The organism is Frigoribacterium sp. UYMn621, assembly GCF_040549525.1.
Lineage (GTDB): Bacteria > Actinomycetota > Actinomycetes > Actinomycetales > Microbacteriaceae > Lacisediminihabitans.
In genome coordinates, this window is sequence record NZ_JBEPTM010000001.1 from 576784 (window position 1) to 590957 (window position 14174).

Annotated in this window: 14 protein-coding genes and 1 riboswitch; of the genes, 5 read left to right on the plus strand and 9 right to left on the minus strand. The window is 67.0% G+C overall.

From position 1 onward, the window contains the following. Window positions 1-29 precede the first annotated feature (29 nt). Genes ABIB54_RS03080 through ABIB54_RS03090 form a run of 3 tightly spaced genes read left to right on the plus strand, consistent with a single transcriptional unit; the run spans window position 30 to window position 2652 of the window. Window positions 30-956, plus strand: a complete 927-nt coding sequence (locus tag ABIB54_RS03080; RefSeq protein ID WP_354574044.1) for an ABC transporter ATP-binding protein — start codon at window positions 30-32, stop codon at window positions 954-956. After that, the gene (locus tag ABIB54_RS03085) at window positions 953-1816 is read left to right on the plus strand and encodes an ABC transporter permease (protein WP_354574045.1); all 864 of its coding nucleotides are present in this window, start codon (window positions 953-955) and stop codon (window positions 1814-1816) included. The genes ABIB54_RS03080 and ABIB54_RS03085 overlap by 4 nt, the downstream gene beginning before the upstream one ends. Then, the gene (locus ABIB54_RS03090) at window positions 1813-2652 is read left to right on the plus strand and encodes an ABC transporter permease (protein WP_354574046.1); all 840 of its coding nucleotides are present in this window, start codon (window positions 1813-1815) and stop codon (window positions 2650-2652) included. Before ABIB54_RS03085 ends, ABIB54_RS03090 begins: the two co-directional genes overlap by 4 nt. 156 nt (window positions 2653-2808) lie before the next feature. Here the strand turns inward: ABIB54_RS03090 and ABIB54_RS03095 are convergent, their stop codons facing one another. The 9 genes from ABIB54_RS03095 to ABIB54_RS03135 form a co-directional block, all read right to left on the minus strand. Beyond that, window positions 2809-4200 (minus strand): MFS transporter, encoded by a 1392-nt coding sequence (locus ABIB54_RS03095; protein ID WP_354574047.1) that lies wholly within the window; start codon window positions 4198-4200, stop codon window positions 2809-2811. Between the two features lie 127 nt (window positions 4201-4327). Continuing rightward, window positions 4328-5599 (minus strand): MFS transporter, encoded by a 1272-nt coding sequence (locus ABIB54_RS03100; RefSeq protein WP_354574048.1) that lies wholly within the window; start codon window positions 5597-5599, stop codon window positions 4328-4330. Window positions 5600-5679: 80 nt separating this feature from the next. Beyond that, entirely contained in the window at window positions 5680-6114 is a 435-nt protein-coding gene (locus ABIB54_RS03105) for a hypothetical protein (RefSeq protein ID WP_354574049.1), read from the minus strand. A 1-nt stretch (window position 6115) separates the two neighbouring features. Next, entirely contained in the window at window positions 6116-6262 is a 147-nt protein-coding gene (locus ABIB54_RS03110) for a hypothetical protein (RefSeq protein ID WP_354574050.1), read from the minus strand. 34 nt (window positions 6263-6296) lie between these two features. Continuing rightward, window positions 6297-6767 carry a 6,7-dimethyl-8-ribityllumazine synthase gene (gene ribH, locus ABIB54_RS03115; protein WP_354574051.1) on the minus strand — a complete coding sequence of 157 codons (471 nt, stop codon included), beginning with the start codon at window positions 6765-6767 and terminating at the stop codon, window positions 6297-6299. Beyond that, window positions 6764-8086, minus strand: a complete 1323-nt coding sequence (gene ribA / locus ABIB54_RS03120; protein ID WP_354574052.1) for a GTP cyclohydrolase II — start codon at window positions 8084-8086, stop codon at window positions 6764-6766. The genes ribH and ribA overlap by 4 nt, the downstream gene beginning before the upstream one ends. After that, complete coding sequence (locus ABIB54_RS03125; protein WP_354574053.1) at window positions 8083-8697, minus strand: riboflavin synthase; 615 nt, start codon at window positions 8695-8697, stop codon at window positions 8083-8085. The genes ribA and ABIB54_RS03125 overlap by 4 nt, the downstream gene beginning before the upstream one ends. Then, window positions 8697-9740: a bifunctional diaminohydroxyphosphoribosylaminopyrimidine deaminase/5-amino-6-(5-phosphoribosylamino)uracil reductase RibD gene (ribD, locus tag ABIB54_RS03130; RefSeq protein ID WP_354574054.1), complete on the minus strand. Its 1044-nt coding sequence runs from the start codon at window positions 9738-9740 to the stop codon at window positions 8697-8699. The genes ABIB54_RS03125 and ribD overlap by 1 nt, the downstream gene beginning before the upstream one ends. An 89-nt stretch (window positions 9741-9829) precedes the next feature. Beyond that, a riboswitch (FMN riboswitch) is annotated at window positions 9830-9985 on the minus strand. 52 nt (window positions 9986-10037) lie between these two features. Then, window positions 10038-11009 (minus strand): sugar-binding transcriptional regulator, encoded by a 972-nt coding sequence (locus tag ABIB54_RS03135; RefSeq protein ID WP_354574055.1) that lies wholly within the window; start codon window positions 11007-11009, stop codon window positions 10038-10040. A gap of 56 nt (window positions 11010-11065) precedes the next feature. On the opposite strand from ABIB54_RS03135, the gene ABIB54_RS03140 reads away from it, so the two are divergent. Both ABIB54_RS03140 and ABIB54_RS03145 read left to right on the plus strand, forming a co-directional pair. Then, entirely contained in the window at window positions 11066-12772 is a 1707-nt protein-coding gene (locus ABIB54_RS03140) for a glycerol-3-phosphate dehydrogenase/oxidase (protein ID WP_354574056.1), read from the plus strand. Between the two features lie 390 nt (window positions 12773-13162). Next, window positions 13163-14053: a putative endonuclease domain-containing protein gene (locus ABIB54_RS03145; protein WP_354574057.1), complete on the plus strand. Its 891-nt coding sequence runs from the start codon at window positions 13163-13165 to the stop codon at window positions 14051-14053. Window positions 14054-14174 lie beyond the last annotated feature (121 nt).

Here is a 14174-nt window from a genome sequence, read left to right on the forward strand (position 1 = left end):
GTCCGGGGGAGTGGTTATGGTGGATCATCGTGCCTATCCCTGTCATCGCCGCCAGTCTCCTCACCAAGAAGTACAAGGATTTCGCCGCCGTCGACGGCCTCTCGTTCGAGGTCGCGCCCGGGGAGTCCTTCGGGCTGCTCGGTCCGAACGGCGCCGGCAAGTCCACCACGATGCGCATGGTCGGAGCCGTCTCCACCCGCACGAGCGGCGACCTCAGCATCCTCGGGCTCGACCCGGACGCGAACGGGCCCGAGATCCGCTCCCAGCTCGGCGTGGTGCCGCAGCAGGACAACCTCGACACCGAACTCCGGGTGCGCGACAACCTCATCGTCTACGGGCGCTACTTCGGCATCGGCATCGCGGAGTGCGGGCGCCGCGCCGACGAGCTGCTCGAGTTCGCCCAACTCTCCGATCGCAAGAAGTCGAAGGTGGACGACCTCTCGGGAGGCATGAAGCGCCGGCTCACCATCGCGCGGTCGCTCATGAACGAGCCGCGCATCCTGCTGCTGGACGAGCCGACCACCGGCCTCGATCCCCAGGCCCGCCACATCCTCTGGGATCGCCTGTTCCGCCTCAAGGAACAGGGCACCACCCTCGTGCTCACCACCCACTACATGGATGAGGCCGAGCAGCTCTGCGACCGACTGATCGTGGTCGACAAGGGCACGATCATGGCCGAGGGGGCGCCCGCCGCGCTGATCCGCCAATACTCCACCCGGGAGGTCGCCGAGCTGCGCTTCGGGTCGGAGCGCAATGCGGAGGTGGCGACGCTGATCGCCGGGGTCGGGGAGCGCATCGAGGTGCTGCCCGACCGCATCCTCGTCTACAGCGAAGACGGTGACGCGGTGCTCGCCGAGATCGCGCGACGGGGGCTGCACCCGATCACGAGCCTGGTGCGTCGCTCCAGCCTCGAAGACGTCTTCCTGCGACTCACCGGACGGAGCCTGATCGAATGACCCCCGACCACATGGGCACGGCGCAGGCGGCATCCCCCGCGGGCGCGCGCGACGTCGCCATTGCAGGCGGGGTCAAGCCGCGGCGATGGGGATCCTGGTACGTCGCTGAGCATCGCATCCGCGGCATCAATTCGTACTACAAGACGCTGCTCGCGACGGCGATCGGCAGCCCGGTCATCTACCTCTTCGCGCTCGGCGTTGGTCTCGCGACCCTTGTCGACAAGAACCAGGGCAACGCCTTCGGGGGAGTGGGCTACCTCGCCTTCGTTGCGCCCGCGCTGATCGCCTCCGCGGCGGTCGAGGCGGCCTCGGAGGAGTGCACCTACCCGATCCTGATGGGCTTCAAGTGGAACCCGATCTTCTTCGGCATGAACGCGGCGCCGATCTCGGGCAACCAGATCGTGAACGGGATCTTCATCTCCGTGATCGCCCGGGTGCTCCCCACGAGCATCATCTACTACCTGATCATGCTGGCCTTCGGGGCCGTGCCGAACGCGCTCGGGTTCCTCACCGTGCCGATCGCACTGCTCACGGGCATGGCGTTCGGGCTCGTGATCGCCAGCTACATGGCGACCGTCGAGACGGATGCCGGCCAGCCCGCCTTCATCCGCCGGTTCATCATCGCCCCGCTCCTGCTGTTCTCCGGCACCTTCTTCCCGCTCACCCAGATGCCCATCTACCTGCAGTGGATCGGCTGGATCTCGCCGCTCTGGCACGGCACGCAGCTCGGGCGCGACGTGAGCTACGGCAATGTGGAGCCGGGCTGGCTCGTGGCCGTGCACATCCTGTTCCCCCTCGCCCTCTGCGTGTATGGATGGTTACGCACCCAGCGGGTCGTCACGAGGAGGCTCGACAAGTGACGGCGACGCCGACCTTCGCCCCGGTGCGTCCGGAGCCATTACCGCGCCGCAGCGGCATCCGGGCGCTGTATGCCGGCAACTCCCGCTCGGTGATCGAGCGGGGTCTGCTGGCCACCCGAAGCACCAACTGGCTCATCGTGGTCAGCGGGTTCTTCGAGCCGATCTTCTACCTGCTCTCGCTCGGCATCGGCCTCGGTGCCCTCGTCGGTGCGGTCACCACCTCGACGGGCCAGCAGGTGCCCTACGCCGCGTTCATCGCTCCGGCGCTGCTCGCCGTCTCGGCGATGAACGGGGCGATCTTCGACTCCACCTGGAACGTCTTCTTCAAGATGCAGTTCGCGCGGCTCTACGAGGGGATGCTCGCGACCTCCCTCGGGCCGCTTGATGTCGCGCTCGGTGAGATCTTCCTCGCCCTGCTGCGCGGTGTCGTCTATGCCGCAGGCTTCCTGCTGGTGATGCAGGTGCTGGGGCTCAATCTGGCCTGGACCGCGATCCTGGCGCTCCCGGCCGTGGTGCTCGTCGCCTTCGGTTTCGCGAGTCTCGGCATGGCGATCACCAGCTACATGAATAGCTTCCAGCAGATGGACTGGATCAACTTCGCCCTACTGCCGATGTTCCTCTTCTCGGCGACCTTCTATCCGCTGAGTGTCTACCCGCAGGTCATCCAGTGGGTGATTCAGGCGCTGCCGCTGTGGCACGGTGTCGAGCTCATCCGGGGTCTCACCACCGGAGCGCTCAGCTTCGCGATGCTCGGCCATGTGCTGTACTTCGTAGTCATGATCGCGGTGGGTCTGGTGTTCACGACCCGGCGCCTGCGCGCGCTGTTTCTCGACTGAGGCCCGTCGGATTCCCCCGGCGCGCCGGCGCTGAGGCACCCCGGCGCCCCGGCACCCCAGCGCTGAGGCGGGCGATTGCGGACATTGCGGGTCGGCACGCCCGCCCGGAATGTCCGCGACCGCCCGGAGTCGGCCGCCGCGCCCCGCGAGGGAGGACTACTCCACGATCGTCGTGAAGTCGCTGTCGCGGGTCTCCCGGGTCAACCGGAGCGCGACGAGGGTGATCGCGGCAGCCAGCGAGAGATAGAGGCCGACGAGGATCGTGCTGCCGCCCGCGAGCGCCCACAGCGCCAGCGCGATGTAGGGCGCTACGGCGGCACCGATGATGCTGGACAGGTTGTAGCTCATTCCCGAGCCGGTATAGCGCACGTTGGTCGCGAAGAGCTCCGGCAACTGCGCACCCATCGGCCCGAAGGTCAGTCCCATGAGGGAGAAGCCGAGGATCAACCAGGCCATCACGCCCACGATGCCGCCGCCCGAGAGGGGAACGAACAGCAGTCCGAAGACGATGATGCCGATGGTGACGACGCTGAGCATCCGCCGTCGTCCGAAGCGCTCGGCGAGCGGGCCCGAGACCAGGGTGAAGATTCCGAAGAACACGACCCCGATGATCAGCATGATGAGGAACTCGTTGCGGGTGTATCCGAGTCCCGGCACGAACGCCGAGGGATCGAACGGTTTGCCGGCGGCCTTCGCGGCGGCCGCGGCGACATCCACGGTCTTCGCGGAAGTGCCGAAGGCCAGAGTGAAGGTCGTCATCAGGTAGAAGAGCACGTAGGTGGCGAGCATGATGAAGGTGCCGAGGACGAGCTGGCGCCAGCTGGTCTTGAAGACGAGCGCGAGCGGCACGCGGGCGACAGCGCCCTTCTCGATGACCCGGGTGAAGGCCGGGGCCTCGACCAGTCGGAACCTCACGTAGAGGCCCACGATCACGAGCAGGGCACTGGCGAGGAACGGGATGCGCCAGCCCCAGGCCGCGAAGGCCGCCGGGCTCATGGAGAGATTTAGCACGAGGAAGAGCGCGTTGGCCACGATGAACCCGATCGGTGCCCCGAGCTGCGGGAAGGTGCCGTAGATCGCGCGCTTTCCGGCCGGCGCGTTCTCGGTGGCGAGCAGGGCCGCGCCGCTCCATTCCCCACCGAGGCCGATGCCCTGTGCGAAGCGGAAGATCACGAGCAGCAGCGGGGCGAACACGGTCCAGCCGGGGGTGGAGGCCGACGGGAGGCAGCCGATGAGGAAGGTCGCGATACCCATGGTGAGGAGCGACGCGATGAGGGTGCCCTTGCGTCCGATGCGGTCCCCGAAGTGCCCGAACAGGATCGAACCGAGCGGACGACCCACGAACGCCGCCCCGAACACGGCGAAGGAGCTGAGCAGGGCGGTCGCGGGCGATTGTGTGGGGAAGAACAGTGCCGGGAACACGAGCACCGCCGCCGTGGCATAGACGTAGAAGTCGTAGAACTCGATCGAGGTTCCGATGAGGCTCGCGAGAATCACACGAGAGCGCGGATTCGCGGGCGCGGCGACGGTAGCGGCGGATGATGACATGAGCGACTGCTCCCTAGTGACGTGGATGACCGCCTCCGACCCTACCCCGCGTTCGGGGGTAGGCCGTCACGACCACCCTCCCGCGCTGGGCGCGTGTCGGGGGCGACGGCGAGCGTGGTGGAGGGCGCTACCGCACACCCTTGATCGGCAGGATGGCGAGTCCGCCGAGCGCCGCCGCAATGGCCGAGCAGATGAAGAGTGCGGTGAACCCGCCGAGGGCGGCCACCACGAAGGCGCCGAGGAGCGGAGCGAAGGCCTGGGGCACCGCCGTGGCGATGTTCATGATGCCGAGGTCCTTGCCCCGGCTGTGCGAGTCGGGAAGCACCTGGGTCGCGAGGGCCTGGTCGACGGCCATGAAGCATCCGTAACCGAGACCGAGGAGGCCCGCAGCGGCCATGGCGACGGGAAGTGCGGGCACGAAGGCGAGGAGAAGGGCGGCGAGCGCCTGCAGGTAGGCGGCGGCATAGACGAACACCTTGCGCTGGCCGATGCGGTCGCTGAGCTTGCCGAAGCCGAGGGCCGCGGCGATGAAGAAGACCAGGTAGATCATCGTGAGCAGCAGCAGGTCGTCTTCTGCCGACTTGCCTCTCCCCAGGCCGTACATGAGGAAGTAGAGCAGCAGGGTGGTGCCGAGGGCGTTACCCAGATTCACGAGGATGCGGCCGAGCAGGGTCCAGCCGAAGTCGGGGAAACGGATCGGGTTGATCCAGAAGCCGCGAATCAGGCTGCCGAAGGTGAAGGGCGCGCGAAGTACGCGAGGCAGCACCTCATCCGGGATGAGCAGCAGGAATGGCATCACCAGGATGACGAGCAGCACGGCCATGAGGGAGTAACCGACGAAGGTGCTGAGTACGAGAGTGAGCACGAGCACGATTCCGAGCACGGTGCCGACAGCCTGCGGCGCCGACACCCACCCGGAGACGAACCCGCGTTGGTTCGCCGGCACCTGGTCGGAGATCGTGGCCGTGATGGCAGCGGACACGATGCAGAATCCGCTGAGGGCCAGCGACCAGAACACCCCGACTCCCGCGATCGTGGTCTGGATGCCGAGGAGGAACAGCGAGATCGCAAAGACGAGAGTGCCGATGAGGATCCACGGGCGTCGCCGACCAAAGCGCGAGGTGGTGCGGTCGGAGAGCGCGCCGGTGACCGGGTAGACGATCAGCGCGCAGGCTCCAGCGATGCCGGAGATGATTCCGAAGGCGACGACCGTCGACACCCAATCGGTGGTGGTGAAAAGTTCGCCGATCTGTTTCGGCAGCAGGAGCTGGATGGGGGTGAGCTGTGCCATCCAGATGCCGAGCCAGGCGGTGGCGAAGAGGGTGATCCAGCGCGCGGGCACCTTCCGTCGCGGCTCGGCGAAGGGAGTGAACGCGGCGGGCAGTGTGGTTGCAGTCATACGTCAGGCTCCTCCGTCGCCAGAATAGTCGCCCCTCCGGCAGAGGGAGGCCCCGCGGATGCCCCCAGTTCGGGAGCTAGCTAGCCGTCGTCCGCTGCGCGCCACCGGGTGAACAATGCGGAAGCGTCACTCACGAAGGTGCCGCGCGGCACGGTGCGCCCGCAGTCGTAGATGCGCAGCTTCGCCGACTTCGAATCGGCGAAGCGCAGCGTGATGTCGGTGGCGAGCCCCCCGGTGCACACATCATTGAGGGTCTGGTCGAAGTTCGTGACATCGATCGAATACTTCGTGACGATGGCGGTGAAGTCGGCGATGCGTGCGGCATCCGTCGTCTCGTGTGAGGAGGCGGAGAATCCTTCGATCGCCTTGGACTGGCTGTACTGGATGCTGGTGATCGGCGCCAGGGCCTGCAGGGATCCCGAATTGAGGCTCACGATGAGCACGACCAGTGCCACGGTCACCACAGCGGCGACGACCGCGATGAGTCGTGCCTGAAGCCGCGCTTGCGGCTGCACGTCAGGCCGGTTCGATGACGGAATGGCTGCTGATGCTGCGGGAGACCTTGCCGGGGTCCTTCAGGAACACGATGTAGGTGAACCCGGCTGCGAGCACCACCGCGATCACGATGGCGAGGACGATCAGGATCTTGAAGGGGTTGCTCACGCAGCCAGCCTACCTTTCAGCGAGTCCGACGAAATCAGCGGGACAGGCCGCGGATGATGACGGCGGTCGCGAGTGCGGCCTCGGCAGCCTCCGCGCCCTTGTCCTCCTTCGACCCGGGCAGGCCGGCGCGGTCGAGTCCCTGTTGCTCGTCCTCCAGGGTGAGCACGCCGAAACCGACGGCCTTGCCGGTGAGGATCGCGACCTGGGTGAGGCCGCTCGTTGCGGCATCCGACACGAATTCGAAGTGCGGCGTGCCGCCACGGATGATCACGCCGAGGGCGACCACCGCATCCGCTCCCGCATCCAGCGCCGCTCTGCTCACCACGGGCAGCTCGAAACTTCCGGGGACGCGCACCTCGGTCACCTCGGCACCGGATGCCGCGAGCACCCGTCGTGCGCCGGCCAGGAGTCCATCGGTGATCGCTTCGTGCCAGCGCCCGGCGACGATGGTGACATGGAGGCCGGTGCCGTCGGTGATGATCTCTGGTGCTCCGTCGCCGCTCATGCGAGGTGTCCTTTCGGGGTTTCGAGGATGCGCTGGTGTGCCCGCGCAGACCGTTCTAGTTCGGTGTCACCACGCAGTTCGGTGGTGCTGGGAAGGATGTGCCCCATGCGGTCGCGCTTCGCCTCGAGGTACTGCTCGTTGAAGTCGCCGACGCCGACCACGAGAGGCACCTGCTCGGTGACCGTGATTCCCCGGTCGCGCAGCTGGCGCAGTTTCTCCGGGTTGTTGGTGATCGCCCGCACCTCACTGAGTCCCAGGTCCTCGAGGATCGCCACGGCCGCGCTGTAGTCGCGACCGTCGGCGGGGAAGCCGAGCGCGATGTTCGCGTCGAGGGTGTCGAGCCCCTCCTCCTGGAGGCGGTAGGCCTTGAGCTTGTTGATGAGCCCGATGCCGCGACCCTCGTGGCCGCGCATGTAGATGACGACTCCGCCCTCGGCCTGGATCTGGTCGAGCGCGGCATCCAGCTGCGGTCCGCACTCGCACTTCAGCGATCCGAAGACCTCACCGGTGAGGCACTCGGAGTGCACGCGGATCAGTGCGCCGTTCCGCGGGGTTCCGCTGATGATGGCGAGGTGGTCGGCCCCGGTCATCCGGTCCCGATAGGCGCGGAAGCGGAACGGGCCGTGTCGGGTGGGGATGCTGGTCTCGACCTCGAAGGTCACCCTCGAGGTCTCGGGAATCGGCACCGCCAGCGGCACCGCGGTGTCGCAGTGCTCGGCCTGGAGGAATTCGATGAGCGATTCGATCGTGATGACCACGATGCCTTCGCGCTCGCCGAGCTGGATGAGGCCGGGAAGGCGCATCATCTCGCCGTCTTCCGCGACGATCTCCGAGATGGCGCCGACCGGGGTGAGGCCGGCGAGCTTGAGCAGGTCGACGGTGGCCTCGGTGTGGCCGTCGCGTTCCCGCACTCCGCCGTCCCTTGCCCGAAGTGGCATGATGTGGCCCGGACGGTGCACGCTCGACGGAGTCGAGTCGAGGTTCGCGAGCACTCGAAGGGTGTGGGCGCGGTCTGCGGCGCTGATCCCGGTACTGATGCGATCCGCGGCATCCACCGACACCGTGTAGTTGGTGCCGCGCGGGTCCTCATTGTTCACGACCATCATCGGCAGCTCGAGGCGGTCGGCGATCTCATTCGTCATCGGGGCGCAGATGAACCCCGAGCTGTTGCGCACGAGCCACGCGAGCCATTCCTGGCTGGCGAACTCCGCGGCGAGCACGACGTCACCTTCGTTCTCCCGGCCTTCGTCGTCCACGACGATGATCGGTTTGCCCGCCCGAAGCTCTTCGAGGGCGGTGGGGATGTCAGCGAGACTCATGACTCGCTCCTTCCGGTTGTGGCTGATGTCTCGGCGAGCCGTGCCACGTGCCGAGCCAGGATGTCGGTCTCGATGTTGACCGTGTCGCCGACGCCCTTGAGGCCGAGGGTCGTCACCGCGAGGGTTTCCGGGATGAGGGAGACCTCGAACCAGTCCGCCCCGACGGCGCTCACGGTGAGGGAGACGCCGTCCACCGCGATCGAGCCCTTGCGGGCGACCAGGGGAGCGAGATCCGGCGCGAGGGAGAATCGCAGTACGCGCCAGGCGCTTCCCTCGGTGATGCTGAGCAGGGTGCTGGTGCCGTCGATGTGGCCCTGCACGATGTGGCCGCCGAGCCGGTCGCCCACCTGGGCGGCTCGCTCGAGGTTGACACGGGATCCGGCCGTGATTCCGGAGAGGGTCGACATCGCGATGGTCTCGGCCATCACGTCGGCGGTGAACCAGTCCTCGCCCCTGTCCACGACGGTCAGGCACACCCCGCTCACCGAGATCGAATCGCCGTGGCCCGCATCCGACACCGCGAGCGGTCCGCGGATCGTGAGGCGCGCGGCATCCGGGGTCGGCCGCCAATCGACGACCTCGCCGAGTTCTTCGATGATTCCCGTGAACATCAGGTGCCTTTCTTGGTGTGAACGTTGGTGGGCCGGGCGACGACGAGCAGGTCGCCTCCCAGCGATTCGACCCGGTCGATCGAGAGACGACGGGCATCGCCGATCGTGCCGACTCCGATGTCGGTGAGGGCGAGGCGCTCGCCGCCCAGCAGCACCGGGGCCAGGTAGACGAGGTATTCGTCGACGAGCCCCGCGGCGACGAAGGCGCTCGCCAGCGTCGGGCCGCCCTCGACGAAGACGTGACGGATGCCCCGGGCGAACAGCTCGTCGAGAATCGTCGGCAGATCCCGGCTTCCGGTGATGATCGGGGTGCGGGGGTGTGCCAGCACCCGGGAGCCTGCGGGGATCGCGCGCTCTCCGACCACCACCGGGATGGGCTGGTGCGGCATGAGCTCACCGCCGTCTCCCCGCGCGGTGAGGCTCGGGTCGTCGGACAGTACCGTGCCGGTGCCGACCAGGATCGCGTCGGACTGCTCGCGCTGCTCATGCACTCTCTGCCGCGCGGCGGTGCCGGTGATCCATTGGCTCGAGCCATCCGCCGCGGCCGCGCGACCGTCGAGGCTGGATGCCCACTTCACGGTGACGAACGGACGATGCAGGCGTTCGGCGGTGAGCCATCCGCGCAGGGCCTCCGATGCCTCCTCGAGGAGAACACCGCCCTCGACGATCACCCCGGCCTCGCGCAGTCGCGCGGCCCCTCCGCCGGAATGCTCTCCCGGGTCGGACACGGCGTAGACGACACGCTCGACCCCCGCGGAGATCAGGGCTTCCGAGCAGGGACCCGTGAGCCCCAGGTGGTTGCAGGGCTCGAGCGTGACGATCGCGGTGAGACCCTCGGCGCTCGTCACCTGGGAGAGCGCGTCCACCTCGGCGTGGGGTGTACCGGCCCCGCGGTGCCAGCCCTCGGCGACGATGGCGCCAGCGGCATCCACCAGCACGCAGCCGACCTGCGGATTCACACCGAAGGACGGCCCGTTCGCAGCGAGAGAGAGCGCGCGGCGCATCAGCGTCTCGTGCGCGCTGCCTGCCGTTGGGGCGGTCATCCGGAATCTCGAATCTTCGTATCGAAGACGGACTCCGGGTACGGTGTCGACGGTCGCCGACATCGCTCGTGGGCACCCGAAGGTGAACACGCGTGCTTCCTCTCATCCGGACTGAGAGGCTCTTGCGAGCCTCATTACCGTCGGTCTCGGAATTCCACCGAGTCAACCGCCCCTCCGATGTTCGGGAGACGCGGGTCGCGGACTGTCACCGCCGGTTCGGATTTTCACCGACCCCGGAGCACGTACTTCTTTGGTTCACTCTACCCAACGCGAAGGACGCGGGGATATTCCCGGTATTCAGTCCATCTCGGCGAGCTGGGCCGCCGTGACCTCGTCGACGACGAGGTCGGTGATGACTCCGGTCGCGACCGCGCCGCGGAGGGCGGGCAGCTTCGCTTGGCCGGAGACCACCGCGATCCGGCGAGGCGCCTTCATCAGCACGTCGAAGGAGGGACCGCTCGAGCGGGCGTTGAGGGGGATGTCGTCGTGCGTGCCGTCGCCGCGGAAGAACATCGTGGCGATGTCACCGACGACCCGCGAGCGGGAGAGCTCGTCGTAGTCGGCCCGGTCGAGATAGCCGCCGGCGTAGACATGGCTCGGCACGTCGGCATTGGGTGATCCGATGCCGAAGACCGCGACATCCATCCGACGCTGCACGGCGAGCACCCGTGCGGTGCTCCGCTCCCGCCACAGTGCGTCTTTGGTGGCCGGGTCATCGAAGAAGGCGGGCACCGGGAACTGCTGGACCATCGCCCCGAAGGCGGAGCCGAACCTGCCGATGATCTCGCTCGCGTAGACCAGCCCGGTGGTGTGCGCATTTCCGGCGCCGTTGAGCTGCACGACCTGGGTGTTGCGCACCGGTTTGCGCACGAGATGCCGGCTCACCGACGCGATCGTCGCCCCCCAGGCGACGCCGAGGATCATGTTCGAATCGACGAAATCGGTGAGAATCCGTGCAGCGGAGAGGGCGACACGGTCGAGGCGGTCCACCTCCGTGGCGGCATCCCCTGCCGGCACGATGTGAGCGGAGAGGCCGTAGCGCTCGTGCAGCTGCTGTTGCACCTGGGTCAGCTGATCGATCGGTGAGTGCAGGCGGATCTCCACAAGCCCGGAATCCCGGGCGAAAGCGATGAGACGGCTCACGGATGATCGGGAGATCTCCAGCTCGGAGGCGATGGCATCCATCGTGAGGTTCTGGATGTAGTAGAGATGGGCCGCACGCAGCGCATCGGCGGTACGGCTGTCGCCCTCGCTGTCGGTGAGGTTCATCTGCACATCCGTTCACGGGCCATGAAAAGTCTCTCTATGCGGCGCACTATGAGTGTATGACCACTTCAACTCCTCGAACCGATGTCGTTTCCCTCACCGAGCACCCGCACTCCCAGGTGCTCGTGATCGGGGGTGGCATCAACGGTGCCGCCACCTTCCGTGAACTCGCGCTCCAGGGCGTCGACGTGACGCTCATCGAGCGCTCCGACTACATCTCCGGAGCCTCCGCCGCCTCATCGCACATGATCCACGGAGGCATCCGCTATCTCGAGAACGGTGAGTTCCGTCTCGTGCGCGAGGCCGTGCAGGAGCGCAACCGGCTGCTCAAGACCGCCCCGCACTACGTGAAGCCCCTGCAGACGACAATCCCGATCTTCTCGACCTTCTCCGGGGTGGCCGCGGCTCCGCTGCGCTTCCTCACCCACAAGCAGAGCAGCACCACCGAGCGTGGCGCCCTGCTCATCAAGGTGGGGCTCATCCTCTACGACTCCTTCTCGCGCGACGGCGGCAGCGTTCCGCGCCACCAGTTCCACGGTCGCCGCAAGTCGCTCGCCGACCAGCCGGCCCTCAACCCTGACCTCAAATACACCGCGACCTACTACGACGCTGCCATGGTCAATCCCGAGCGTCTCGGCCTCGATGTGCTGCTCGACGGTGTCGCAGCGGGCGGGCGAAGCGCGAACTATGTGGAAGCCGTCGGCTCTGTCGATGGCGGAGTTCTCGTGCGAGATCGGGTCACCGGTGATGAGTTCGTGCTCACCGCGGACGTCATCGTCAACACCTCCGGCCCCTGGACCGACCTCACCAACGACGCCCTCGGTGCGCCGACCACGTTCATGGGGGGCACCAAGGGCTCGCACATCGTGGTCGACAACCCCGAGCTGTTCGCGGCCACCAAGGGTCGCGAGCTGTTCTTCGAGAACGACGACGGACGCATCGTGCTGATCTACCCGATCAAGGGCCGCGTGCTCGTCGGCACCACCGACATGGATGCCGACCCGCGCGACCCGATGATCGAGACCGATGACGACACGGAGTACTTCTTCAAACTCGTCTCCCACGTGTTCCCGGATGTCGCCGTCGATCGCTCGCAGATCGTCTTCACCTACGCGGGCATCCGCCCTCTTCCCCGTCACGACGACGAGGCTCCCGGCTTCGTCTCCCGCGACTACCGCATCGAGAAGGGCAGCTTCGGCGGCTCGCCGCTGCTCAGCCTCGTCGGCGGCAAGTGGACCACCTTCCGCGCGCTGGGGGAGCACATGACGAACGAGGTGCTCGCCATCCTGAAGCGCGAGCGCACGGCATCCACCACCACGCTCTCCATCGGCGGAGGAGCGGGCTTCCCCACCACCGAACCCACTCGCAACGCCTGGATCCATGCGAACGCCGTCGGCGTGACGCGGTCCCGTGTCGCCGAGTTGTTGACGCGCTACGGAACGCGGGCAACGAAGTTCATCTCCGCGATCGCCGGCGTGGAGGACGCGGCTCTGCGGACGACTCCGCTCTACACGACCGCCGAGCTCGACCACCTCGTGCGCACGGAGAGCGTCGTTCACCTGGACGATGTGCTTCTCCGTCGCACCGATCTCGCGTTCACCGGCGCGGTGACCGGCCCGATGATCGAAGAGCTGGCGGATGTCGTCGGTGCGAGTCTCGGCTGGAGCAGCGAGCGGCGCGCCGCGGAGGTCACCACGACCCGCGAGACCCTCACGACGCTCCACGGCCAGGTCTTCGTCGACGAGCCTTCGGTGGTCACCCGGTAGCTCGAGTATGTTCCGTCCGCCTCCGCATAACTCCTGCAGTGTGAGCCACCCTGGTGGTCTGCCCCCGCATCGACGGTGTTTTTGCACGAAGAGTGCAGGCTGGCGGCCAGATTGCAGGAGTTATGCATCGGGCCAGTGAGCATTCTGGCCGGAGCCGACACACTGGAGCCGCACCAGACCGTCGACGGCACCAGAGCTGTCTCGGCCTGCGCCCCTCGGCATAACTCCTGCTCTTCGCGAACAGAGTGTTCGCGATGCCCGCAGACCCGGGACAGGCTAACCCGCGCAGCGCGCCGTGCCGGAGTTATGCACCGAGCGTGCTGGCGCCAGGTTATGCACCAATCTGGGCCGCTCCCCCACCGTGCCGACCGCATCGGTCACGATCCCACAATGACGTGGAGCGAAGTGTTCGAACAACTGAATCTGATGGTGGCGGATCGGCGAACGCTCCTCGCGTACGGTGCAACAGGCGCGGGGCTCACGAGTGCGGTGCGGGGCGGCTACCTTGTGCGACCGCGTCGGGATCACTATGTGCTTCAAGGCACACCGATCCCTGTTGTTCAGGCGGTTCGGGTCGGTGGCCGCCTCGGCTGTGTCTCGGCTCTGCATCTGCTCGGTGCCTTCGCCATGGACTCCGGGACTCCGCATATCCACCTCCTGCGCTCGGCATCGCGACTGCGGTCGCCTCATTCGCGCTGGATTAACCTCGCCGACAGCGAGAGGGACGACTCCGTGTTGCACTGGTGGCCACTCCTCGACAGCACCGACGTCTCGGAGCATGCCGTCGGAGTCCGCGAGGCGGTGGCCCAGGTGGTGCGGTGCCAGGAGCCGTGGCATGCCATTGCCACACTCGACAGCGTTCTCCACCAGGGACTTCTCTCGCTCGACGAGCTGAGCGCGCTCTTCCGCCAAGTGCCTGAACGGTGCGTGATGCTGCTGGGCCAGCTCGACGGCCGAGCGGAGGCCGGCCAGGAGTCGATCCTGCGGTTGCTGATGCGGCAACTCGGCCTTCACTGCGAGATCCAAGTCGAAGTGACGGGAGTCGGGCGTGTCGACATGATCGTGGAGGGCATCCTCATCCTTGAAGCAGACAGCAGACTCGCCCATGACGGGTGGGAGATGCACGTGCGTGATCGCAATCGGGATATCGACTCGGCGCGTCAGGGTTACATGAGCCTTCGGCCGGCCTATCAGCGCACGATGTTCGACCCGACGGCTGTGCAGGAGGCTGTCCTCGCGCTCCTGGCGGCGTGGAATCACCATCGGGTACACCTCCTGTAGCGTCGGGGCCCTCTCCGCCCCTCCGCCGGTCGCATAACTCCTGCAGAATCTCTCCGGGGGCCTTTGCCTCGCCGGGGTCGCCCTTGCCCTCTGCTGCCCGCTGTCAGTTTGCAGGAGTTAT